20 protein-coding genes and 2 tRNA genes are annotated in these 22,610 nt (G+C 43.5%); 7 read left to right on the top strand and 15 right to left on the bottom strand.

Annotation, left to right across the window (positions count from 1 at the left end):
- Positions 1-272: 272 nt before the first annotated feature.
- The 7 genes from glmS to hisF all read right to left on the bottom strand — a co-directional run bounded on the left by glmS (position 273) and on the right by hisF (position 8,043).
- Positions 273-2,117, bottom strand: coding sequence for a glutamine--fructose-6-phosphate transaminase (isomerizing) (gene glmS / locus JMX96_RS12035; RefSeq protein ID WP_201569318.1), 1,845 nt, complete (start codon positions 2,115-2,117; stop codon positions 273-275).
- Between the two features lie 182 nt (positions 2,118-2,299).
- Positions 2,300-3,676, bottom strand: a complete 1,377-nt coding sequence (glmU, locus tag JMX96_RS12030) for a bifunctional UDP-N-acetylglucosamine diphosphorylase/glucosamine-1-phosphate N-acetyltransferase GlmU (protein WP_201569316.1) — start codon at positions 3,674-3,676, stop codon at positions 2,300-2,302.
- A 169-nt stretch (positions 3,677-3,845) separates the two neighbouring features.
- Positions 3,846-4,451 (bottom strand): phosphatidylglycerophosphatase A, encoded by a 606-nt coding sequence (locus tag JMX96_RS12025; RefSeq protein WP_201569314.1) that lies wholly within the window; start codon positions 4,449-4,451, stop codon positions 3,846-3,848.
- A 3-nt stretch (positions 4,452-4,454) separates the two neighbouring features.
- Positions 4,455-5,486: a thiamine-phosphate kinase gene (gene thiL, locus JMX96_RS12020; protein WP_201569312.1), complete on the bottom strand. Its 1,032-nt coding sequence runs from the start codon at positions 5,484-5,486 to the stop codon at positions 4,455-4,457.
- An 8-nt stretch (positions 5,487-5,494) separates the two neighbouring features.
- Positions 5,495-6,337: a transcription antitermination factor NusB gene (gene nusB / locus JMX96_RS12015; protein WP_201569309.1), complete on the bottom strand. Its 843-nt coding sequence runs from the start codon at positions 6,335-6,337 to the stop codon at positions 5,495-5,497.
- 216 nt (positions 6,338-6,553) lie between these two features.
- Positions 6,554-7,075, bottom strand: coding sequence for a 6,7-dimethyl-8-ribityllumazine synthase (ribE, locus tag JMX96_RS12010; RefSeq protein WP_201569307.1), 522 nt, complete (start codon positions 7,073-7,075; stop codon positions 6,554-6,556).
- Positions 7,076-7,260: 185 nt separating this feature from the next.
- Positions 7,261-8,043, bottom strand: a complete 783-nt coding sequence (gene hisF, locus JMX96_RS12005) for an imidazole glycerol phosphate synthase subunit HisF (protein WP_101205985.1) — start codon at positions 8,041-8,043, stop codon at positions 7,261-7,263.
- Positions 8,044-8,228: 185 nt separating this feature from the next.
- Here hisF and JMX96_RS12000 point away from each other — a divergent pair, with 185 nt between their 5' ends.
- The 5 genes from JMX96_RS12000 (at position 8,229) to JMX96_RS11980 (ending at position 12,421) form a co-directional block, all read left to right on the top strand.
- Positions 8,229-9,392: a homoserine kinase gene (locus JMX96_RS12000; RefSeq protein WP_201569305.1), complete on the top strand. Its 1,164-nt coding sequence runs from the start codon at positions 8,229-8,231 to the stop codon at positions 9,390-9,392.
- A gap of 72 nt (positions 9,393-9,464) precedes the next feature.
- On the top strand, positions 9,465-9,794 hold the full coding sequence (locus JMX96_RS11995) for a hypothetical protein (RefSeq protein WP_227677039.1): 330 nt from the start codon (positions 9,465-9,467) through the stop codon (positions 9,792-9,794).
- The gene (locus tag JMX96_RS11990) at positions 9,795-10,715 is read left to right on the top strand and encodes a class II glutamine amidotransferase (RefSeq protein WP_057762068.1); all 921 of its coding nucleotides are present in this window, start codon (positions 9,795-9,797) and stop codon (positions 10,713-10,715) included.
- 75 nt (positions 10,716-10,790) lie between these two features.
- Complete coding sequence (locus JMX96_RS11985; protein ID WP_201569303.1) at positions 10,791-11,957, top strand: AAA family ATPase; 1,167 nt, start codon at positions 10,791-10,793, stop codon at positions 11,955-11,957.
- Positions 11,954-12,421 (top strand): type II toxin-antitoxin system VapC family toxin, encoded by a 468-nt coding sequence (locus JMX96_RS11980; RefSeq protein ID WP_201569301.1) that lies wholly within the window; start codon positions 11,954-11,956, stop codon positions 12,419-12,421. Before JMX96_RS11985 ends, JMX96_RS11980 begins: the two co-directional genes overlap by 4 nt.
- 7 nt (positions 12,422-12,428) lie before the next feature.
- Here JMX96_RS11980 and JMX96_RS11975 read toward each other — a convergent pair whose 3' ends face one another.
- Together JMX96_RS11975 and JMX96_RS11970 are read right to left on the bottom strand one after the other, a co-directional pair.
- On the bottom strand, positions 12,429-13,016 hold the full coding sequence (locus JMX96_RS11975) for a YchJ family protein (protein WP_201569299.1): 588 nt from the start codon (positions 13,014-13,016) through the stop codon (positions 12,429-12,431).
- A gap of 59 nt (positions 13,017-13,075) precedes the next feature.
- A complete protein-coding gene (locus tag JMX96_RS11970; RefSeq protein ID WP_201569297.1) occupies positions 13,076-13,792 on the bottom strand; it encodes a metal-dependent hydrolase in 717 nt (238 codons plus the stop codon).
- A 126-nt stretch (positions 13,793-13,918) separates the two neighbouring features.
- On the opposite strand from JMX96_RS11970, the gene JMX96_RS11965 reads away from it, so the two are divergent.
- Together JMX96_RS11965 and JMX96_RS11960 are read left to right on the top strand one after the other, a co-directional pair.
- On the top strand, positions 13,919-14,989 hold the full coding sequence (locus JMX96_RS11965) for a DUF3025 domain-containing protein (protein ID WP_201569295.1): 1,071 nt from the start codon (positions 13,919-13,921) through the stop codon (positions 14,987-14,989).
- Positions 14,990-15,285: 296 nt separating this feature from the next.
- Entirely contained in the window at positions 15,286-18,123 is a 2,838-nt protein-coding gene (locus JMX96_RS11960) for an aconitate hydratase (protein ID WP_201569293.1), read from the top strand.
- A gap of 97 nt (positions 18,124-18,220) precedes the next feature.
- Here JMX96_RS11960 and JMX96_RS11955 read toward each other — a convergent pair whose 3' ends face one another.
- The 6 genes from JMX96_RS11955 to gltX all read right to left on the bottom strand — a co-directional run bounded on the left by JMX96_RS11955 (position 18,221) and on the right by gltX (position 22,331).
- On the bottom strand, positions 18,221-18,874 hold the full coding sequence (locus JMX96_RS11955; protein WP_201569291.1) for a LysE family translocator: 654 nt from the start codon (positions 18,872-18,874) through the stop codon (positions 18,221-18,223).
- A gap of 292 nt (positions 18,875-19,166) precedes the next feature.
- Positions 19,167-19,242 (bottom strand) — tRNA-Glu (locus JMX96_RS11950).
- Positions 19,243-19,398: 156 nt separating this feature from the next.
- Positions 19,399-19,474, bottom strand: a tRNA-Ala gene (locus tag JMX96_RS11945).
- Between the two features lie 122 nt (positions 19,475-19,596).
- Positions 19,597-19,962: a hypothetical protein gene (locus JMX96_RS11940; protein WP_101205977.1), complete on the bottom strand. Its 366-nt coding sequence runs from the start codon at positions 19,960-19,962 to the stop codon at positions 19,597-19,599.
- A gap of 116 nt (positions 19,963-20,078) precedes the next feature.
- Positions 20,079-20,597: a hypothetical protein gene (locus JMX96_RS11935; RefSeq protein WP_201569289.1), complete on the bottom strand. Its 519-nt coding sequence runs from the start codon at positions 20,595-20,597 to the stop codon at positions 20,079-20,081.
- A 210-nt stretch (positions 20,598-20,807) separates the two neighbouring features.
- Positions 20,808-22,331, bottom strand: a complete 1,524-nt coding sequence (gene gltX, locus JMX96_RS11930; RefSeq protein WP_201569287.1) for a glutamate--tRNA ligase — start codon at positions 22,329-22,331, stop codon at positions 20,808-20,810.
- Positions 22,332-22,610: the final 279 nt, after the last annotated feature.

Below are 22,610 nucleotides of genomic sequence, written 5' to 3'. Positions count from 1 at the left end.
CAAATAAGCGCAATAATAGTGATACTCTAATTAATAGATAGAGTGTCACTATTTTTTTTGTATCGAAATTCTACTTTTCACCAGTTTTTAAAATATGCGAATTATTTGGAACTGGGTCTAAGTATTTTTATTTAATTTTTGCTCAGGCAATTATTATTACTTTTTTAAACTACTAGTAGGTCGTTTTAAAATCATAAAAAACCCCTGCTACTGAGTTGACAATAGCAGGGATAAATACTTGTCTTTTTCAGAGCTGTCGTAGAGTGATTTTCTTATTCTACCGTGACTGATTTTGCCAAATTGCGTGGCTGGTCGACGTCTGTGCCACGCATTACTGCTACATGATATGACAACAATTGCACAGGCACGCTGTAGACGATGGGGGCGAGCGTCTCGCAAACATCGGGTACATATACTAAGTGTAGTCTATCTTCCGCGACCATCTGACTAGCTTCACTAGCGAATACAAATAGCTCGCCATGACGTGCATGCACTTCTTGCATGTTGGCTTTTAATTTATCAAACATACTGTCTTTGGGCGCTAGTACGACGATGGGCATGTCTTTATCGACCAATGCCAATGGACCGTGTTTGAGTTCACCTGCCGCATAACCTTCTGCATGAATGTAAGAAATTTCTTTTAGCTTTAGGGCACCTTCTAGAGCAATCGGGAACTGTAGCCCGCGACCTAAAAATAGACAGCTTTTCTTATCTTCAAAGCTTTCACTCATAGTCTTGATAGGACCATCAAGGTTTAAGCTGGCGTAGAGTTGTCCTGGTAATTGATGTAATTCACTTAATAACGTATTTAAGTGTTCGTCAGTCATGCGTTTCTGCGTGACACCAACTTTTAATATCAATAATATCAAAGCCACAAGCTGAGTGGTAAATGCTTTGGTAGAGGCGACGCCAATCTCAGGTCCTGCCAACGTCGGTAAGAAAATATCTGTTTCACGTACCAGCGATGAAGTCGGTACATTACATAGTGCCAAGCTGACTAAGCCTGCTGGCGTTTGCTTCTGAATATCACGTAACGCTGATAAGGTGTCAGCCGTTTCACCAGATTGAGAAATACAGATGACCAAAGTATTATCGACGACAACAGGATTGCGATAGCGGAATTCGCTGGCAACCTCGACCGAGCAAGGTATACGAATAAGGCTCTCAAACCAGTATTTTGCGACCATACCGGCATGATAACTGGTACCACAAGCAATCACTTGTACATGACGAATACCTGATAATAGTGCCTCATGACGCTGTAAAAAATCGTCGCGTAGTTTAGTCGTTTCGCTATTATCCAAAGCCATCTCTATCGTACGAGCGACAGCATCTGGCTGCTCGTAAATCTCTTTGAGCATATAATGCTTGAACTCGCCTTTATCGGCATTGTGCTGAGTTGCATCAATCTCATGTATCTGACGTTGGACTTCAACACCATCTGCATAAACTTGAATGCTATTACGAGTTAATTTGGCGATATCACCTTCTTCTAGATACATAAAGCGATTGGTCACCGGCAGCAAAGCCAACTGATCTGATGCGATAAAATTCTCACCGATACCGACACCAATCACTAAAGGTGAACCTAGACGTACAGTAATGAGCTCATCAGGGCAATCTACGTGTACGATACCCAATGCAAAAGCACCGTGCAGTAGCGGGATAATGGTACGGACCGCTTCTAACAAGTCAGGCGTTTTTTTGTAGATATCATGGATTAGATGCGCCACAACTTCAGTATCTGTCTGTGAAGTAAACACGTAGCCTTTGGCTATTAGCTCTTCTTTTAGTTCAGCATAGTTTTCGACGATACCGTTATGAACGACCGCAATTTTGCCTGACACATGTGGATGCGCATTACGTTGTGCTGGCTCACCATGAGTTGCCCAGCGCGTATGAGCAATACCGATGTAACCATTAAAAAACTCTGGATTGATTGCAACGGCATCAACCAGTGCCTGTACTTTACCTACTTGGCGCTCACGGTGTAGTTCACCATCACGAATAACCGTCAGGCCAGCTGAGTCATAGCCACGATATTCTAAACGCTTTAAGCCTTCAAGTAAGATATTAGCGATATTTCGCTCAGCAACGGCGCCTACAATTCCACACATGGCTATTCCTTAGATTCAAATTTTAGTAGTTCAATATATAATGTTGCAAGATCAAATAATTTGGTGGGTCATTAATGATGAGTCATCAACAGATAAATATGATGAAGCAGCACCACAAAGATTGCCGTACTGCTTAGGTTTATTCAAAAATGACTGAGGTTGGCTAAACCACCAATGAGCAATTATTTTTTAGTGGGTCGTTGAAAGTCATTTTTTTGTACTTGACGCGCACGGCCAAACGCTAACGCACTACGATCAACGTCTTTAGTAATCACAGAACCAGCAGCAACGGTAGCAGTATCGCCAATCGTCACTGGCGCAACTAAGCTAGCATTGGAGCCGATAAAAGCATTGTCTTCAATGATGGTTTGCGATTTATTAGCACCGTCATAGTTACAGGTAATGACACCAGCACCGATATTCACGCCTGTACCGACAGTCGCATCGCCGACGTAGCTTAAGTGATTTACTTTACTGCCTTGACCAATAGTCGATTTTTTAATTTCGACAAAGTTACCAACTTTGCTGTTATCAGATAGTACGGTATCAGGACGCAAATGCGCAAAAGGCCCGATATCAACACCAGCACCGATATCAGCGCGATCGATCACACAATACGCTTTGATGTAGCAGGCATTACCAATCTGGGCATTTTTGATGACACAGCCTGCTTCGATATAGACGTTGTCACCCAAGGTACAGTCACCTTCAAATACCACATTGACGTCAATAAACACATCTTGACCAGCGCTCAACGTACCACGAATATCGACACGAGTAGGGTCGGCAAACTGTACGCCAGCTTCTTGTAAATCAGCAACTAGCTTGCGCTGCCAAGTGCGCTCTAGACTAGCAAGCTGTTGGCGGTTATTAACTCCTTCAATCTCAAACGTATGCTCAGGCTCAATCGCCGCGATAGTAATACCATCGGCGACTGCCATTTTAACGATATCCGTCAGATAATATTCTTGCTGTGCATTGTCGTTAGAGAGCTCAGGCAAATATTTGTGCAGTAGCGCATTGTCGACGCAGTAAATGCCGCTGTTAATTTCTTTAATACTTTGCTCTTCAGCATTGGCATCTTTTTGTTCAACGATGGCTTCAATATTACCGGCTTGGTCACGCTTAATACGACCCAATCCAAACGGATTATCGACCGTCAGCGTCAGCATCGACATGCCATCAATATTGGCAGTTTTTAATGCCGTTAGCGTTTGACAGCTGACCAATGGCACATCACCGTAAAGAATAAGACTTTGTCCTGACTTGGGTAAATCAGACAGTGTCACTTTGACCGCATGGCCAGTTCCCAATTGCTCAGTTTGAGCAACCCAAGTAATCGATGCTTGTGTATATTGATTGGTAATCTCTGACTTTACTTGATCACCACCAAAGCCATGAACAATGATGGTTTCATCAACAGTTAACTGATGACAAGTATCTAGCACATGACCTAATAAAGACTTCCCAGCCAATGTCTGCAATACCTTTGGCTTTGCCGATTGCATACGTGTGCCTTTACCGGCAGCTAAAATAATTACAGAAAGAGGAGATGTCATAATAGGCTCGCAAATGTAACAAAATATAATATTGGATTATAGCGCAAATGCTCATTTATAAAAACGCTGTGATGTGCAGGCTTTGTAATTTGAGTACCAATAACTTAAGTAAGTAAAATCAAATATATAAGACAGCTAAAACTGTAGTAAATATTTCTGTGCGCTAATATCAAAAAGACATGAACATCATCACAATGATGTAAATAACCAACCAAATGACCGCTGCCATGATGCCTGCAATAATATCATCTAACATTACCCCAAGACCGCCAGCAACTTTTTTGTCTGCCCAGCCGATCGGTGGCGGCTTTAAGATATCAAATATGCGAAATAGGATAAAGGCTGTCGGTAGCCAGCCCCAAAACATAGGCATCATCATTAACGACAATGTGTTTTCAGGCTTAGGAAATAAATAAGACAAAATGTAAGATAACGGTAATAAGGTAATCCACATGCCTGCCCATTCATCCCACACAATATGTGGATCATCGTGCACCTGCATTAATTCAGAAGTACGCCCACAGATCCAGATACCAACCAAACAAGATAAAATAGTCAGCAGTAAAAAAGGAATAAAACCTAGACTCATGAGGGGCACGCCCACAATCAGCCCACCAACGGTACCCCAAGTGCCAGGTGCACGGCGCGGCAGACCACTACCTAAACCTAGCCCAAGCCAATAAACCACACGGTCAAGCATACTGGCACCGACCGGTAATGGTGGGCAGTCATTTGCTTTACGGATGTCAGGCTTAGATAAGTCGTGATCAGTCATGGATTAGCCTGTAAAGTGTTGGTAACCAGTAAGATTGGGCCACGTCAGAAATGGTGCGGGCTGAGTTGGCGTCATTGGCTGATTTTTATAAAACAGTTCAAGACGTGAGTTATTAGAAGACTTGGTATCTATCGCTATCGGATCTGCTAATGCAATTACCTCGCCGATACAGGTGACAGGTGTATTGCAAGTAGGAGGTTTAATATGCGCAGGCAAAGTAAATGCCAGTTCATAATCATCGCCGCCCGCTAGCTGACCTAACAAGCGATCAGACAAATCGATAGTAGATAATAACTCGCTACTCGGTAGCTTGTCTAAATGGATGCGCATGCCGACAGAGCTTTGCTGACAGATATGACCAAGATCTTGATAAAGGCCGTCGGAAATATCTATCATCGCTGTTGCACCCATCTTTGCCAATGCTGCACCTAGCGCAATACGCGGCGTTGGCATATGTAGACGATGTGCTAACTCGATACCTCGTGCGCTGTCAGGATGCTGCAAGGCGAAAGCGGCATCACCAAGGGTGCCTGAGACATAAACCTTATCACCCACTTGTGCACCTGAGCGATAAATGGCTGGTGTATCTGCGGCGAGCAACCCTTGCGCGCTGATGCTAAGTACTAAACGCTCACTGCGTGTCGTATCACCACCTATCAGCGTCACGCCAAACAGTTGGCAAGCATGAAACAGCCCTTTGGCAAATTCAGTAAGCCATTCGTGATTTGCCAGACGTTCAGGTAGTGCCAGCGCTAGCATAATACTATGTGGCGTCGCACCCATAGCTGCAATGTCTGAGACATTAACGGCGACTGCCTTATAGCCAATCGCAAACGCTAATTCGTCGACTCTTTGCCAGTCAGCATGAAAGTGACGACCTTGAACCAGTGTATCAATACAGCTAACCAAGCGTGAGCCTGCTGGCAATGCCATCACCGCCGCGTCGTCACCGATACCCTTTTCGATACCCGTTAATGGCGCATGCGTGGCCTGCATCTGTGAGAATATACGCTCAATCAGCTCAAACTCGTTCATGGTTAATCTTAGTCTTTGGTATCGTTAGCGTTTTTCTTGCTCGCCTTAAAGTCACTGATATTTGCACTGGCTTTACTGGCACTACTGCGTTTAACGTTAGCTTTGTTAGCACTGATACGCGGCTTGTTTGATGCAGTCGGCTCATCGACGATAGTGCTTTCTGTTTCAGCAGCAGTTTCGATGCTATCCACTGGATTTGCTTCAGACTGTTTAGCCGCCGCTTTTTGTGACGTACGTAGATTGGCATTGGTATCTGCTTGCACTTCTAAAGCACGCAGCTCACCAGCCATTTTATCCAGTACTGCATTAATCAGTTTGTGAGCATCAGTCGCCCCAAAGTGATTATTCAGCTTCATTGCTTCATCAAGCACGACCTTGTAAGGAATCTCTACACGGTTTTGTAGCTCATACGCGCCAATCAACAAGATAGCGTGCTCAACAGTATCTAGCTTATCAACCTCACGATCGAGATGCTGACTGATAAGCGCATCGAGCGCTTCAATTTGCTCTGGGATGTCGCGCATCATTTCATGATAATAACCGATATGGACGGTATGCATGGCATTGGTTGCACGCGTGCGAGCAGCAATATCGTGCGGAGCATTGGCTTTCCAGCCAAGCTTGCCATCTACATCAAAGCGGCGATCAGTAACGAGCCATTCGTATAGGCCCTGCATCGCAAAGCGACGTGCCTTACGGATAGCAGTGTGACTGGTCTTGTAAGAAGACTCACTCATATCGAATGTTTGATCACCCGCACTACTGCTCGCTATACGGGTAGCTTCAGCTTGTCCATCATTGGCTTGTGCGGTTTTCGCAGCGCTAATAGCGCGCTTGAGTTGGTCAGTCATAGGGGGTCTGTACCTAAATTTTTGAGATGATACCCAGTCAAAATATAAATTAACAAATTAGCTTTTTAGCTATGCTGATTCAAATTTTTAAAGGGTATAGAAATACGGCGAAAATTCAAAAAGTAGCCAATTGTTTCGATAGCTGGCTAGTGCTATAAGGTGCTGTTATTACTAAATAGCAGCACCAGTTAAACTAATAAATTTGAGCTTTAAAGCTTACGCTTCATCGATGCTGTCATCAATATCTAGCTGTGACAAAACAGCGATCATTTCTAGTACAACCATCGCAGCTTCAGAGCCTTTGTTGCCCGCTTTAGTACCAGAGCGCTCGATAGCTTGCTCGATGCTGTCAGTAGTGATGATACCGTTAGCAACAGGGATGTTATAATCCATTGCCACAGCGCTCAAACCTTTGGCAGATTCGCTAGCTACAATATCAAAATGCGGCGTGCTGCCACGGATGATTGCACCCAGTGCCACAATCGCGTCAAAACGATCTGACTCAGCAGCACGCTGGGCCACAAGTGGTAGCTCGAATGCACCAGGAACGCGGACAACGGTAATGTTGCTACCCAATACACCATGACGGAGTAGGGCATCGATTGCACCATCAACTAATGACTCAACGACAAAACCGTTAAAACGACCGACAACGATACCAATGCGAGCATCAGCGTTTTGATGTAGGTTGCCATCGATATGAGTCACGTCGTTGCGCTGCTGTTGTAAGTTCGACATAAAAAATCCTTTGCTTAATAAGCGTTCAATTGAAATATAGGCGTCAATAAATAGCTAAATAGTCTGATGCGTTCAATCGACTCGGTCGCCTATTATTTTGGCGTTGCCCTAGTTAATTGAACGAAAATAAATGGTTAGCGCTATGATAGCATTTTTTTGGGTTTTATTTGTATATTACGAGCGTGCTAAAGACGCATCTGTATTCCTTGCGCTGCCATATACTCTTTGGCCTCCAATACCGTGTATTCACCGAAGTGAAAAATACTGGCGGCAAGTACGGCATCAACGCCGCCTTCTAGTACGCCTTCTGCTAAATGTTGTAGATTACCGACGCCGCCTGAGGCGATAACTGGTACATTAACGCGGCTCGTAATTTGCTGCATCAGCGCCAAGTCGTAGCCTTTTTTGGTGCCATCACCGTCCATCGAGGTGACCAGTAATTCACCAGCGCCCAGCTCTGCCATTTTGCTCGCCCAAGCAACGGCATCGATACCCGTTGGCTTACGGCCACCATGAGTGAAAATCTCCCAACGTGGTACGACGATACCATCGACGTTGATATCAGCGACGCGTTTGGCATCGATAGCAACGACGATACACTGGTTGCCAAATTTCTGCGCGGCTTCACCAACGAACTCCGGCGTAAATACGGCTGCTGAGTTAATGGCAACTTTATCCGCGCCAGCATTGAGCAAATTGCGGATATCAGCGATTTTACGCACGCCGCCGCCAACGGTCAGCGGAACGAATACCGTTTCTGCCATGCGCTCAACAGTATGATAAGTGGTATCGCGCTCATCATTGGTCGCAGTAATATCCAAAAAAGTAATCTCATCAGCGCCCTGTTCGTTGTAGCGTTTGGCTACTTCGACAGGATCGCCTGCGTCTTTTATATCGACAAACTGCACGCCTTTGACCACACGGCCATTGTCAACGTCCAAGCAAGGAATGATACGCTTTGCTAACATAGGGTCTTTCACCTTATAATCAATTCATAGGCGCTAGTCTAGCAAAATCACTGCTATTTCAGGCAGGTTTTCGCAAGATTATTACGCTTTTCACCATAGTTTTATCATGCGCGGTACAATTGCTGTCATTACCGCATAAATTTATCCTATTTAACTTCTTATCCAATTGCTATAAGTGAGATGTCATGTCCGTCTATACCCAGTTAACCGATGACCAGTTTGCCGCCTTTTGCCAAAGCTTTGGCGTGTCGTTTGCCCGTGCGATTCCGATCACTCAAGGTATTAAAAACTCAAACTGGTTTATTCAAACGACTGACGATGTAGATGACACATACTCTTATGTATTCACTTTATTTGAAGAGCGTCCGCCCGCTGATATCGAAAAAATGGCCGTTATTCTTAATCAATTAAATGGCAAACTACCAGTCGCCGCACCACTAGCCGTTGTTGAATCAAATGGTTCGCAAACGGATGGTGATGATAAGCGCTATGTCATCCATTATGAAGACAAAGCGATTACGCTAGTGCCGTGCTTAGCAGGCTCACATCCCGATCAAACCACGCAAGCAATGTGTCATGACATTGGTGCGGCATTAGCAATGCTGCATGAAACGCTACAAGCATTGCAGCCAAGTGAGCAGTACGGCGTGCCTTTGTACCCATGGGCAGACGTACGCGACCGTGAAATGCAGTTCATGCCAGGTGACGAAGCCAAGCTGATGAGCGATATCTGGCGCTCTTATTCAGAATTACCACTGGCAACCTTGCCAAAAGGCCTGTGCCATTTAGATATGTTTGCCGACAATACCTTATGGAATCTACAAAAAGGCGAAGCGCGTTTGACAGGTTTATTGGACTTCACCGAAGTCAGTGTCGAGCATTACGTGATGGATATTGCCATTACTATCAATGATTTTTGTACTACGTGGGGCGTTGCAGAACAAGGCGAATCCGTTAACTTTGACCGGAGCAAAATGGCGGCGTTCTTACAAGGTTATGAATCGATTCGCCCGCTAAACAGTGATGAAAAGTGTGCACTACCTGTTATGCTAGCAAAAGCCGCGGTGATTTTCTGGTTATTACGTCTAAATGTGATTCACTACAATCGTACCGAAGGCCGTACGGGTGACAACATCATGGTCAAAAACCCTGACTTGATGAAACGTCTGGCCGCTTACCATTGGACGCATGTTGAAAAATCGCAAAATACCGTATTCGTATTATTAAGCAAACCAGATCATCAAATAGTCGGCGTGTTTAGCAGTATCACGCAAGCTGAGCAAGCGCAGGAAACATTAAATAGTAGTGAGTTTGCAATCAAAGAATATACGTTGGATCAATTATCGTAAGCATTGCTTATTCATTTATTCTAGTACCAATGCTAGTACTAATTTTAGTACCGAAACCTTAGAGGCGACCCCATGACCGATCAAGTTGACAACTGGCACAAACTGGCGCGCTACGATACCAATATGCAAGGTGAGCTGCACGCCAACCTACTACGTAATAACGGCATCACCGTGTCCTTGCAACCGCTCAGCGCTATCCCTGGTATGAACTCGGGTATCGTTCTCTGGGTAGAAAGTACCGATCTGGCAAGCGCTCAGCGCATTTTGGATACCATCCCAACTGATGGTGCTGCCTTACTGGATAAAATGAGTGATGCTGACTTTGAAGCGCTATCTGCCGCTCAAAGCAACGATCCTCAAGGCAACCCAATAATAGACGACAATAACGGCGGTAACGATTAAATGTGTCAACTCTTAGGAATGAACTGTAATACCCCAACGGATATTGGCTTTAGCTTTGCAGGGTTTCGCAAGCGCGGCGGGATGACGGACAGTCATGAAGATGGCTTTGGCATTGCCTTTTTTGAACGTAGCGAATGTAGCAATAATGACAAAACCAACGATGAGACGGCAAATGACTCAACGGGTCTGCGTTTGTTTCATGACAATCGTCCAAGCCATCTGTCGCCAGTCGCCGATTTGGTCAATAATTACCCAATCAAAGCCATGAATGTCATTGCGCATATTCGTAAGGCAACGCAAGGGCAAAACTGCTTGGCCAACACCCATCCATTCGTCCGTGAAGTCTGGGGCGAGCAGTGGGTATTTGCGCATAATGGGCAGATGAATAGCGAATTTATCAAACGGTGTCAGCGTCTACAAGACAACGGCAATGCCTCACACTGTCAGCCAGTCGGTTCAACTGATTCTGAAATGGCATTCTGTTATTTGGTCAATCGTCTAAAAAGTAGCTTTAAATCGCGTCCTGATGACAAGACGCTGTTTAATTTTTTGACTACGCAATGTCGTTATCTATCTGCCAATGGGTTGTTTAATTGCTTAATATCGAATGGCAGGTGGCAACTGGCTTATGCGGGCAGCTTACTGTTTTATCTCACGCGTAAAGCGCCATTTGGTGAAGCTAAACTCGCTGATGATGATATGGCGATTAATTTTGGTGATGTGACTACAGATACGGATAAAGTTACTATTTTAGTCACCGTACCATTGACTGAAAATGAAAAATGGCAACAGTTGGCCGTCAATGAATGCTTAATTTTTCAAGACGGTGATGTCATTTATAAAGATAGCCCAAGCCAGCGCAAGTTTTTAACAGTGGACGAAGGCATTGCGATTGCACGAGCCGTTGGAGCGAGTGTTTAGCGGTTGATCGACTTGTATTTCTAAGTTCGCTGTTAGATTATCAAACTAATAGTTTAATAAAAATTAGGTGAAGCCATGTTAGGTAATGACATTCAAATAAAACAGCTAGTAGGTGTCGGTGATGTACATCTTAGCTTTCAACCTGACCAAAGAGTGTATTGTCTGATTGGTGAGAATGGCATCGGAAAGACGAAGTGCTTAGAGGCGTTGTTTTCAACCGTGTTTATTCATAATAAATTTTTTATAAATGAGATAGCAAATTTTCGTTTTGAAAATAAACTGTTTAATTTGTTAAAGTCTGATAAATACGATTTAGATTTATCTAATGTATTGAAAGACCCTTGGATACATAAAAGTTCTTCCGCATCAAGTTTGAATTTTAATATATCTACACCGTATCATACAACGCCTTCTGTATTTATAGGTGCTCAAGGGCGCGGTGATATGAATATGGATCGAAGAAGTATCAATGAAATTGGTAGTTATGAACAGAGAAGAGAAAAGTATTATAAGTATTTAGAGAGGGTATTCGTTAGTGAAGAGGCTTTTCAGTCTACAAACATGGATATTGACGTTCATGAATGGATTATTCAGCGCGCCCAATCTGCCAATCCTTATCAGGCTAAAGAAGACAATCGAGAGCTAGAAATCACAGCTTTATTGAGCCTGCTCAATAAGATAGATGAACGTGTTGAACCAGATTTTTTAGAAATATCAGGTAGCAATCGCGTTTTTATTAATGTAAAGAGTAAGAAAACAGAGTTGTCAGAATTATCCAGTGGCTTTGCTTCAATCCTAAAAATCATGCAATCTATCATCGCAGGTTATAGCTACTTCACCAATGAAACCAATATTGCTCGTGTTAAAGGCGTGGTATTCATTGATGAAATAGAAAGCCATCTACATACCAAGTGGCAAGCGACTATTATTCCTACTTTAAAACGTCTATTTCCTAATACGACGTTTTATATCACCACCCATTCCGCTATTGTTTTAAGTCAGTTACAACATGGCGAAGCCTATGAGTTGTACCGTAATAAAGAAGACGGCGTGGTCAAAACAGAGTTGATAGCGCATCCGAACAATGTAGCGTTTGTAGATTTATTAAAAGATGCTTTTGATATTGATATCAACAAGCTTAAGCTGGCTCGTGACAATGCTCCACAGCAAACAGAAGCGAAGCAAGCATTACTAAGCTTATTGGATGAAAAAATTAAGCAGTTAGAGGCAGGGCAATCATGAAAGAGAAAGAGAAACTTTTAGACACAAATTATCTGATTGGTCTGCTCGAAGGCAAAAGTGATGGAAATGATACTGAGCTTTTACAGAATTTAAAAAATTTGCGTAGTGAAATAGCATTAAACAATGTAGAAGTAGTGATAACTCCACTTATTCGCTATGAGTTTTTAAGATACTTTATGTGGAAAACGCAAGAAAGTGAGATTAAAAAATATATTAATGTCATGAACGGGCTGACCACTTTAGACATCAGCAAAGATGTAGCAGATTTGGCTGCGGATTTATATCGATTAGATAAATTTGAAGCAGATAATGCTAATGTGAATAAAAATATCGACAAGCGCCAGTTTGATATATTTCATTTTGCAACAGCCAAAATAAATGGTATAGAACTATTATCTAACGACAAGCATTTGCCACAGCTTGAAAATCTATACAAACTTTATAGACTGAATAAGATAATTTAGCATCTTATTAAATAAACTGCCCACAGCATCGTTTAAATTTCTCTCCAGAACCACAAATACATGGTTGCTTTTGGCTGACAGTCATCGCAACCGTAGGATCTAAAAAGTACCAGCGCGTATCATTATTTGCTTTGTCTTTTACCTTTACGAAGGTGGACAGCTCATGATGCGCCTGTATTTTTCCTGCTAAATCACCTGCATTATCTTTGGCATTAAAGTGAGCCTTAAATTCAACCTGTGAGTGACGTTTACCCAGCTTTGGCGTGTGCTCTACTATCTCTAGTCCTGCCCAATCTGTCTCTTTGGCCCAACTTTCAATCGCTGCAACATCAAGTAATGCTTGCTGAGCAGGCACTGTGGTCTTGACGATATACTCTGGTTTTATGAGCACAAAGGCACTATAGCGCGTACGCATAAGCCGTTCGGCTGTCTCCGCTTTTATACCATCTGCTTTGTCTACCTCGTCATTATAAAAAGCACCATTATAAAAAGCATCATGATATGGCTGGCAGCAGTCTTGATAGGATAGGGGAGCGTCTGTCGTCTCTGCTGTTAGATTAATTTGGCAAGGGCAAGTATCTGGGTAAGGTTGCATGAGTTACTCTACTTTTTGTTTGGGCTTATTCGTTTAGGCTCAGTGGTCTTATGATAAATTTATTGCAGCATGCTTTTTATTAATTCTGGCAATATACCAACTTTGAGCTGCGCCCATGCGGAAGGGTCGCTCAGTCGTGACCAAAACATCTCAAAAGGTGGGGCGGCGTATACCAGTAGTGCAAGGATAGTATATAAGAGCAGATACCACCATTTGTCTTTTGGCTGATAAAACTTCATCGCCGTGCCCGATGAGCGTTTCATTTTCATATTGGACAGATTGACGCTATACAGTTCATCCAATGATAAGTGCACCATTGCGCCACCAAATAAAAACAGCCCATAAAACCAACTGGTCGTCAGTGGTAGGTGCACGCCATAATAGCTTAGGCACGTCAGACCCAATCCCAGTATCGCCATATACGGCACAGAGTGGATGACGCCGCGATGCACCGTCATAGTAGTAAAAATATGAAAGACGACATAACGCATAAAACCGTAGCCTGCCAGCCACAATACTATCAGTGCCAGTAAGCTCAAGTCACTCCGCCAATGCATGACCAGCCCAAAAGCAAATATGAACGAGGTGATATTAAAACCGAGCTTAATCGGTGTTGAATTATCAGAATCCAAGTCTGGCAGCAACCCACCGATAGTACCAAGCGCCACACACACCAAAAACCCCGAATCATCAATCAATCCAGCTTTATAAACCGTCAAACTCAGTGTGCCGCTGACCATAAATGCGACATTTAAGTGGGTATTAAAATTTGCCATAAAACTCATTCATCCATAGCGCTCAAAAAGTCCTTTCGAGCGGCGTATCTAGCAGTAAAAAAGCGCACCATGATACCATAGACCATCCATACGTCTAATAGAGATAGCCTGTAAGAGAGAGCTTCTATGCCTGCCAGTGATTTACCCGCCACACTTAACTCTGATACTCATACTAAGCAGCTACCTGTAGTAGAAGGTCAGCTCGATCACAGCTTTGCTGCTATTGATTGGCAAGTGCCGTGGCTGTCTCATATTACTCAATTGAGTTATATCAGCAACACGATTGAACGGCTTAGTCGCTCGAAATCACAGAGAAATAGCTTGGATGGTTCGAATGGTTCAGAAGGTTTGGATAATGTGAAAACCCCAAATGAGCACGATATAAATGCTTCTGACATCAATACGCCTGACACGGTTGCCAAAGTCTTAAAAACGTCGATGGTACAACAAGCTGATCACTTACGACAGCCCTTACCGCATACCAAACCTGCTCACGACCACAAATCTCAAACGCTACAGTTCGTCTCTCAAAACGCATTGCCTGAAGGGGAGGCCTATGAGCATTTCATCGGCACAACTGGCAACATCCCGACGCGTGATAATTTGCATGACTTGTTTAATGGCAGTATTTGGCTGACCTTTCCGAAGACTAAAGCTATGCTCAATTACTACCATATGCTAGAAATCGCTAAGCAGGGCATTAGTGAGCGTCGAGGGCGTGTACGCGACACTATTACTGTCTTTGATGAAAATGGCGCAGTGCTGGTGACTTCTGATGCTAGTATCGGTGAGGCGTTGGTTGATTTTGACTGGCAGGCAAGTTTGGTGAAACCACGTGCTAAATGGGACAACCCAACCCAGCCTGATAACAGCGCTCAAGCCGCAGTCTATATCTTCGGCCATGCACTGCTTGAGCAGTTGGTACATCCTCGCAAACCTCTATGCGCTCACGGCATTGTCATTCACGTTGCACAAGAATTCTTTACCTTATCGTTAGCTGGACGTATGAGCTATTTGGATGACAAAGTTGCCGAATACATGGACACATTATTGTCCAATGATGAAGTCAAACCGCGCCAGCTTGCGCCGCTACCGATTTTAGGGGTGCCGCATTTTTGGGCAGAAAATGCAGATACTGGCTTTTATGAAGACAGCTATGTATTCCGCAGTGGACGACGTAAAAAAGACAAAAAATAAATAGAAAGGTATTGCTTAAAAATAGCTCGCTAAACCGTTGTTACGTTTACGATTGTGCCACGATTCGACAACGTCCAGACGTTAACAAAGCCTTGTATGTTTGTTATGGTAAAAGGGAGTTTCTGTTAATCACTACAGATATGATTATCTCTTTTGTTAACACTGACTCATATCAGACAGTTTTGCGAAACTGTGATATTGATTCAAAACAGATCAATCATTTATTGAGCCACCAGTCATACATAAACTTATAATAATTTATGTCCAGGATTTATAACAACGATAAGGAAGCTATCATGAGTGATATTTTTGATGTAAAAGACACCCTTTCGGTTGCTGGCAAGGAACATGCCTACTACAGCCTGCCAAAGCTGACCGAAACTTATGAGCATATCAAGACACTACCATTTTGTATGAAAGTGGTGTTAGAAAATCTATTGCGTAACGAAGACGGCGGCCAATCGGTTGGCAAAAACCATATTGAAGCGGTTGCCAACTGGGATGCAGGGGCTGAGGCGTCAAAAGAAATCGCCTTTATGCCAGCGCGTGTGGTATTGCAAGATTTCACTGGTGTACCTTCAGTAGTCGATTTGGCGGCGATGCGTGATGCAGTGGTCGAGCTTGGCGGTAAGGCTGAGCAGATCAATCCGTTTATCCCTAGTGAGCTGGTCGTTGATCACTCTGTACAGGTCGATGCTTATGGCCGCGAAGATGCGCTAGATTTGAACGAAAAAATTGAATTTAAGCGTAACAATGAGCGCTATGAATTTTTGCATTGGGGCAAGCAAGCCTTTGAAAACTTCGTCGTGGTACCGCCAGCGACAGGTATCGTGCATCAGGTTAACCTTGAATATTTAGCCCGTGTTGTGATGGCAGCAGACGTCGATGGCGAGCTGACGGCTTATCCAGATACAGTGTTTGGTACAGATAGCCATACCACGATGATTAATGGTATTGGCGTGCTTGGTTGGGGTGTGGGCGGTATCGAAGCTGAAGCGGCGATGCTAGGTCAACCGTCATCGATGCTGATTCCACAAGTAGTTGGTTTTGAGTTAAAAGGCAAGCTAACCGAAGGCGTCACCGCAACCGATTTGGTATTACGTGTCGTTGAAATGCTGCGTGCACATGGCGTAGTGGGCAAGTTCGTCGAGTTTTATGGCGAAGGCTTACATAGTATGCCGCTAGCGGATCGCGCTACCATTGCCAATATGTCACCAGAGTATGGTGCGACTTGTGGTATTTTCCCAATCGATCAAATGGCAATTGATTATCTGCGTCTATCAGGTCGTGACGAAGAGCAGATTGAACTGGTTGAAAAATACGCTAAGGCGCAAGGCTTATGGCACGATGCCGATACACCTGCAGCGACTTATTCAAGTAAGCTAGAACTAGATCTGTCGTCAGTACAGCCAGCACTTGCTGGTCCGAACTTGCCACAGCAGCGTATCAATTTGTCTGATATGCATGAGAAGTTTGGCGAAACGCTAGAAAAAATGACCAAAGATCGCAAGTCAGAAGTAGAAGGCAAGGTACGCTTTGATCAAGAAGGTGGAGAGCAAGAGCAAGCGGAACACTTGGCAGCTGAACCGAACATCGAAGTTGATACCAGTGATGACAATGCAGGTTATGCGCCAGCCAACAATGTTTTTTCAAATGTCAGTATCGATGATAAGCAACACAAACTACGAGACGGATCGGTAGTTATTGCTGCTATTACTTCTTGTACCAATACTTCCAATCCAGCAGTAATGATTGGTGCAGGTCTAGTGGCCAAAAAAGCGGCTGCCAAAGGTCTTAAAGCCAAGCCTTGGGTTAAGACATCGCTCGCACCAGGTTCTAAAGTGGTGACCGATTATTTAGAAAAAACTCATCTGATGGATGAGCTAGAGAAAACAGGCTTCTATCTAGTAGGGTATGGGTGTACGACATGTATCGGTAACTCAGGACCATTATCAGAAGAGATCGAAAAAGGCATTGAAGAAAACGACTTAGTCGCGGCAGCGGTACTATCTGGTAACCGTAACTTTGAAGGTCGTATTCACTCGCATGTCAAAGCCAGTTATTTAGCATCACCACCGCTAGTGGTTGCCTATGCGTTGGCAGGTACAGTGGATATCGATCTGACCACTCATCCACTAGGCCAAGACCAAGACGGTAATGATGTATTCCTAAAAGATATCTGGCCAACTTCGGAAGAGATCAACGAGCTAATTGCCAACAATATCGATGCTGATATGTTCCGCAAGAACTACGGCGAAGTATTTGACGGTAGTGCAGCGTGGAACGCAATTAGTTCAGCGGATAGCCAACTATATCCATGGGATGAAGTGTCGACCTATATTAAAAACCCACCGTTCTTTGATGGTATGACCATGGAGCCAGAAGGCATTCCTGATATCGAAGGCGCGCGCATCTTAGGTCTATTTGGTGACTCAATCACCACCGATCATATCTCACCAGCAGGTAATATCGATCCAGACTCACCAGCAGGCAAGTACTTGCAAGAGCGCGGTGTGATGGAAGCAGACTTCAATAGCTATGGTTCACGCCGTGGTAACGATGCAGTCATGACTCGTGGTACCTTTGCCAATATCCGTATCAAAAATACCATGATGGGCGGTAAAGAAGGAGGCTATACCTACTACTTCAAGAATGACAGCGCTACGCTACAAGATGGCGAAGAAATGCCCATCTATAACGCAGCGATGAAATATAAAGAAGATAAGCGTCCGCTAGTGGTATTGGGTGGGGCAGAGTATGGTTCAGGCTCTAGCCGCGATTGGGCAGCCAAAGGTACTATCTTGCTCGGCGTAAAAGCCGTATTGACCAGCTCTTTTGAGCGTATTCACCGTTCAAACCTAGTCGGTATGGGCGTGTTGCCATTGACGTTTAAAGACGGTCAAAATGCGGAGACATACAAACTAGATGGTTCTGAAGTGCTCAGCATCACAGGTCTGGACAATGGCGAGAGTAAAACGGCCACGGTTACGGCTACGCGTGCTGACGGATCGGCAGAAACCTTTGAGGTAAATGTTGGTCTACAAACGCCAAAAGAGCGCGAATATGTGCGTCATGGTGGCGTATTGCACTATGTACTACGTCAATTGGCTGCTGAGAGCAAAGAAGCAGGCTAGTAATGTATTAGACTTAGTATGAAAAAAGCCCAATTTCCTTCAAAGTAGGGGATTGGGCTTTTCTATGGAAGATGTTTTTTTCTTGTTACTTTACTCTTCAAGCTTTTTCAGTCAACAGCTTAATTCCTAGCCCCATAAATACGACACCACTTATTTTATTCATCATGGATTCAACTTTTGGATTCTCTCTTAGTTTTTTGCTGAACTTTGACGCCAGCAGCGCCAAACTCAAGCACCATATAAAGCCTGTGGTGGCAAAAGTCAGTCCCAACATCAAAAATGACAGCATGCCATAAGCATAACTAGCGTCGATAAACTGAGGGAAGAACGCCAAGAAGAATAAAGCGACTTTTGGGTTAAAAGTATTGGTCAACACACCTTGCTTATATATTTGCCAACCATCTACAGCCTTTTGGCTAGTCACATCCTGATCTTTGGATAAACGGTTCGTTATTGAGTTCGAGTTTTTGCTCAGTAGCATTTTTAGACCCAAATAGCACAAGTAAGCCGCACCGATATATTTGACGATCATAAACGCCGTAGGGGAATTGGCAAGCAATACCGACAATCCTAGCGCCGCCAATAAAGTATGTACCAAAATACCCGAAGTAATGCCAAGAACAGAATAAAACCCTGCTGTTTGTCCTTGTGAAATACTACGGGTGATGATGTACATGCTATCCGTACCTGGCGTTAGGTTTAATAAAATAGCCGCCAAGATAAACCCTAGATAATTCTCGATACCAAACATCGCAATCACTTCCCTTTAATCACGCTAAGCCCCATCATTTATAGTATGTGGCTGCACTTTATAAATACGCTTGTCAGGTCGATATTAACGAGTATTAGATAGGTTGGCAATAGTGCTATCAACAGTAAGCTAGCAGATATTAATAATAAGCTAACGACAATAGAATAGAGGATGTTGAGAAATGACAGGCATAAAAAAACCCAGTCACCGTATGATGACTGGGTTTTTTTATTGTTCGCTTATTAGTCTAACCTGATGCTGAGCAAGAGTGCTAATAAGTGACGCCGAATAGTGGCGTCCCCAGGGGGATTCGAACCCCCGTTACCGCCGTGAAAGGGCGGTGTCCTAGGCCTCTAGACGATGGGGACGCATAGAGTGTTATAACCAGTGGTTATAACGGTACTTCACAATATCAGATAGCTTATCTATAAATAGAGCAAGCATTGCCTAGGTGCTGATATCGTCCTACTAGCGAGTATTTATTATTACGTTTCAGTAATACTGAGCGTTGCTATAAATAAGTATGGTGGAGCTAAACGGAGTCGAACCGTTGACCCCTTGCATGCCATGCAAGTGCTCTACCAACTGAGCTATAGCCCCTCGCTAAGAGTGTGCGTATTTTATGTAAGAGCGGCAGTCTTGTCAACAACTATTTTAAAAATAATGCATAAATATGCAAAAAAAAGTGTTTTAGCCTATTTTAAAGGCTCAATAAGCCCAAATTAGCGTGGATTTTGCTTAAGTGCGATCTCTTTGATGGCTTTATCAGTATAAAACTCTTCTTCGCTACCATCAGAAAAAATAATCGCACAGCATTCAGTTGGCATATATTGACCGCCTTTTTCTCGGATAGTTCTGATGCCTTTGACGCCAATGATGTCATATTCGCCCAATTTATCTAGATTATGCTTGGTGTAACCGCAGTAAGTGCTGTATATCCATTTTAAATCTTCGAAGTCTTGGCCCTTGGTCAGGGTCAAAGTTGCATCAAATAGCTCCTTTACGATGGCATCATAGTATTTCTGGGCTTCTTTTAAGGTGTTAAAGACATAGTCTTTGCTTTCTATCGTGACGGTTTTGGCGGCCATGTTTAGTTCCAGTTCATAAGAAGGTTTAGCGAGTTATAAAATATAAAGTCCATCTATTTTATAGGTTCTTATCTAGAACTTGTGAGTTTTATAAACATACTATCCGAAATAGATTGTTAGATAGCATTACCACCGGCACTATTCCATGCTTTAGTAAATCCTATTACAGGGAAGTATGTTCTCTCATTGTTGAATTGAATCTCGATAGGTGTAGTAGCTACTTTGAATAGATTGACAACATAGCTGTGACCACGAGCTGTTTCAGGAGTGTAACTAAGATAGTAATTACTAGAGTTTGAGTACTTTTTGCACCAACGCAACATTTTTACTGCTTGCCCATTAAATATAATAGTACTGTTTTTGGGAACAGTGCTTTCGTAACTACAAATGCTATCCCCGTAAGAAGAAAGGTCGGAGAAATATAGTCTTTGATTTCCTACTGATGAATGACTAATCTGGGCTTCAAAAAATTTAGCATCGTCACTATAATCACTAGTGTATTTGATCCATGCTGTTCCATCACCTAGCTGTGCCCATGACATAAAGTCTTCGATTTCTGTGGCATAGCTTTGTGTCGAAACCATACTGCCTAAAAATAACGATATTAATAGCTTTGTAATTTTCAAATCTTTCATCTCCAAATGAGCCAAAGTATGCAAGGTTAAAGTAAGAGTCTACAACATTTTGGTTTTATTGAGAAACTCAAATTTTTGATAAAAAAAGCGTGGACCTTGCCATTGCAAAATCCACGCTAGTTAATTTTAATTTATCGAACAAATTTCTTTCAAGGATGTTTTAATGAGTAGAGATTTAGGTGGTTTTTAATAATGAAAGCTCCAGTGGTACTACTCAGCAGCAGCCAAAAAGTCTGGCAATTCTGCCGCTTGTTTCTCAAGTTTCTTCAGTTTCTTTTTACCGAGGCCGCCTAATACATCAACGGCGTGACGCAAGCGAGTCAAGGTCATATCAGCACCGATAATCGCCATAGAGTTCATGACTGGCGTCGACGAGGTGCTACCAGCGATAGCGATAAAGAACGGCGCCATAAAATCACGCATCTTAATATCAAGGTGAGCAGCAAGGCCTTTTAGCGTGGCATAAATGTTTTCTTCTGACCACGTTGGTAAGACTTCTAATTGCCAAAGCGCTAATTGCAGCATCTCGATAATTTGCTCAGGCGTGAGTGATTTATGAGTGAAGCTCTCAGCATTGATATCAGGTAGGTTTTGGAAGTAGAAACCACCCCAATTAACCGCATCAGACAATAGCTCGATACGTGGCTGAATCGCGGCTGCGATAGCAGTCAGTTTGTCACTGTTGCTAGCCCACTCAAGGATTTTATTCTTTAGCTCTTCAGGGCTAAGCGCACGTAGCCATTCTGCATTGAGCCAGTTTAATTTTTCGATATCGAAGATAGGGCCACCAAGCGACACACGCTGAATATCAAAGCTGGCAATCATTTCTTCTAGTGTGAACTGCTCAGCATCATTAGGCATTGAGTAGCCCATACGACCAAGATAGTTTAACAGCGCTTCAGGCAGCACGCCTGCATCACGATAGTAGGTGATAGAGGTTGGGTTTTTGCGTTTAGACAGCTTTGATTTATCAGGGTTACGCAGTAGTGGCATATGGCAAAGGGTCGGCATTTCCCAACCAAAATAATCATATAGCAGTTGATGCTTAGGCGCAGAGTTCAACCACTCTTCACCACGCATCACATGAGTGATTTCCATCAGATGGTCATCGACGACATTGGCTAGATGATAGGTTGGCATGCCGTCTGTTTTTAGCAGTACTTGCATATCGACTTGAGTCCAAGGGAACTCAACGGTGCCACGTAGCATGTCTTGTACCTGACAAGTGCCTTCGGCCGGTACACGCATACGAATCACGTGCGGCTTGCCCTCGCTTACCAATTGCTCGGTTTTTTCTGGAGCAAGATGAGCACAGCGACCATCATAACGAGGAGTCTCGCCATTGGCCATTTGTTCAGCGCGCATGGCGTCTAACTCTTCACTGGTACAAAAACAGCGGAACGCATGGTCTTTTTCTATGAGTATCTCGGCGTGTTTTTTGTAGATATCGCTACGCTCGCTCTGACGATAAGGGGCGTGTGGGCCACCAATATCTGGGCCCTCGCTCCAATCTAGACCAACCCAACGTAGGGCATCCAAAATCATTTGTTCTGATTGCTCAGTCGAGCGAGTCTGATCAGTGTCTTCGATACGTAAGATGAATTCGCCACCGTGAGCTTTGGCAAAAGCCAAGTTAAACAGGGCAATATAGGCAGTACCTACGTGTGGGAAGCCAGTTGGCGATGGGGCGATACGCGTGCGCACAGGGCGCGTGCTGTCAGTAGAGGTTTGCATGGTAAAAGTCTCAAAGTTTGCTATCGATATAAGCTATCAGTATAAATAGCGATGAAAGATATGAAGTCGATGTTAAGAAATAGCGTAAAATATAGCGCTAGTATAACAGAGACATGTGATATTTTTAATGAAAAGCCCTTCTAGTGCTTGACTACAGGTGTATCCTTGCGATAATAATGCTAAGCAAGTCATAACTTGTTTATTTTCATCTAATTACTGGCCAGTATGGTCGTCATCTATTGAGTTGTTTGTGTCCCTATCAAAGTCTAAGCCAAAATC

The sequence above is a fragment of the Psychrobacter sp. JCM 18900 genome (assembly GCF_904846625.1).
Classification (GTDB): Bacteria; Pseudomonadota; Gammaproteobacteria; order Pseudomonadales; family Moraxellaceae; genus Psychrobacter.
Note: the sequence above shows the minus strand (reverse complement) of the source record. Positions and strands in the feature narration are given on the sequence as shown.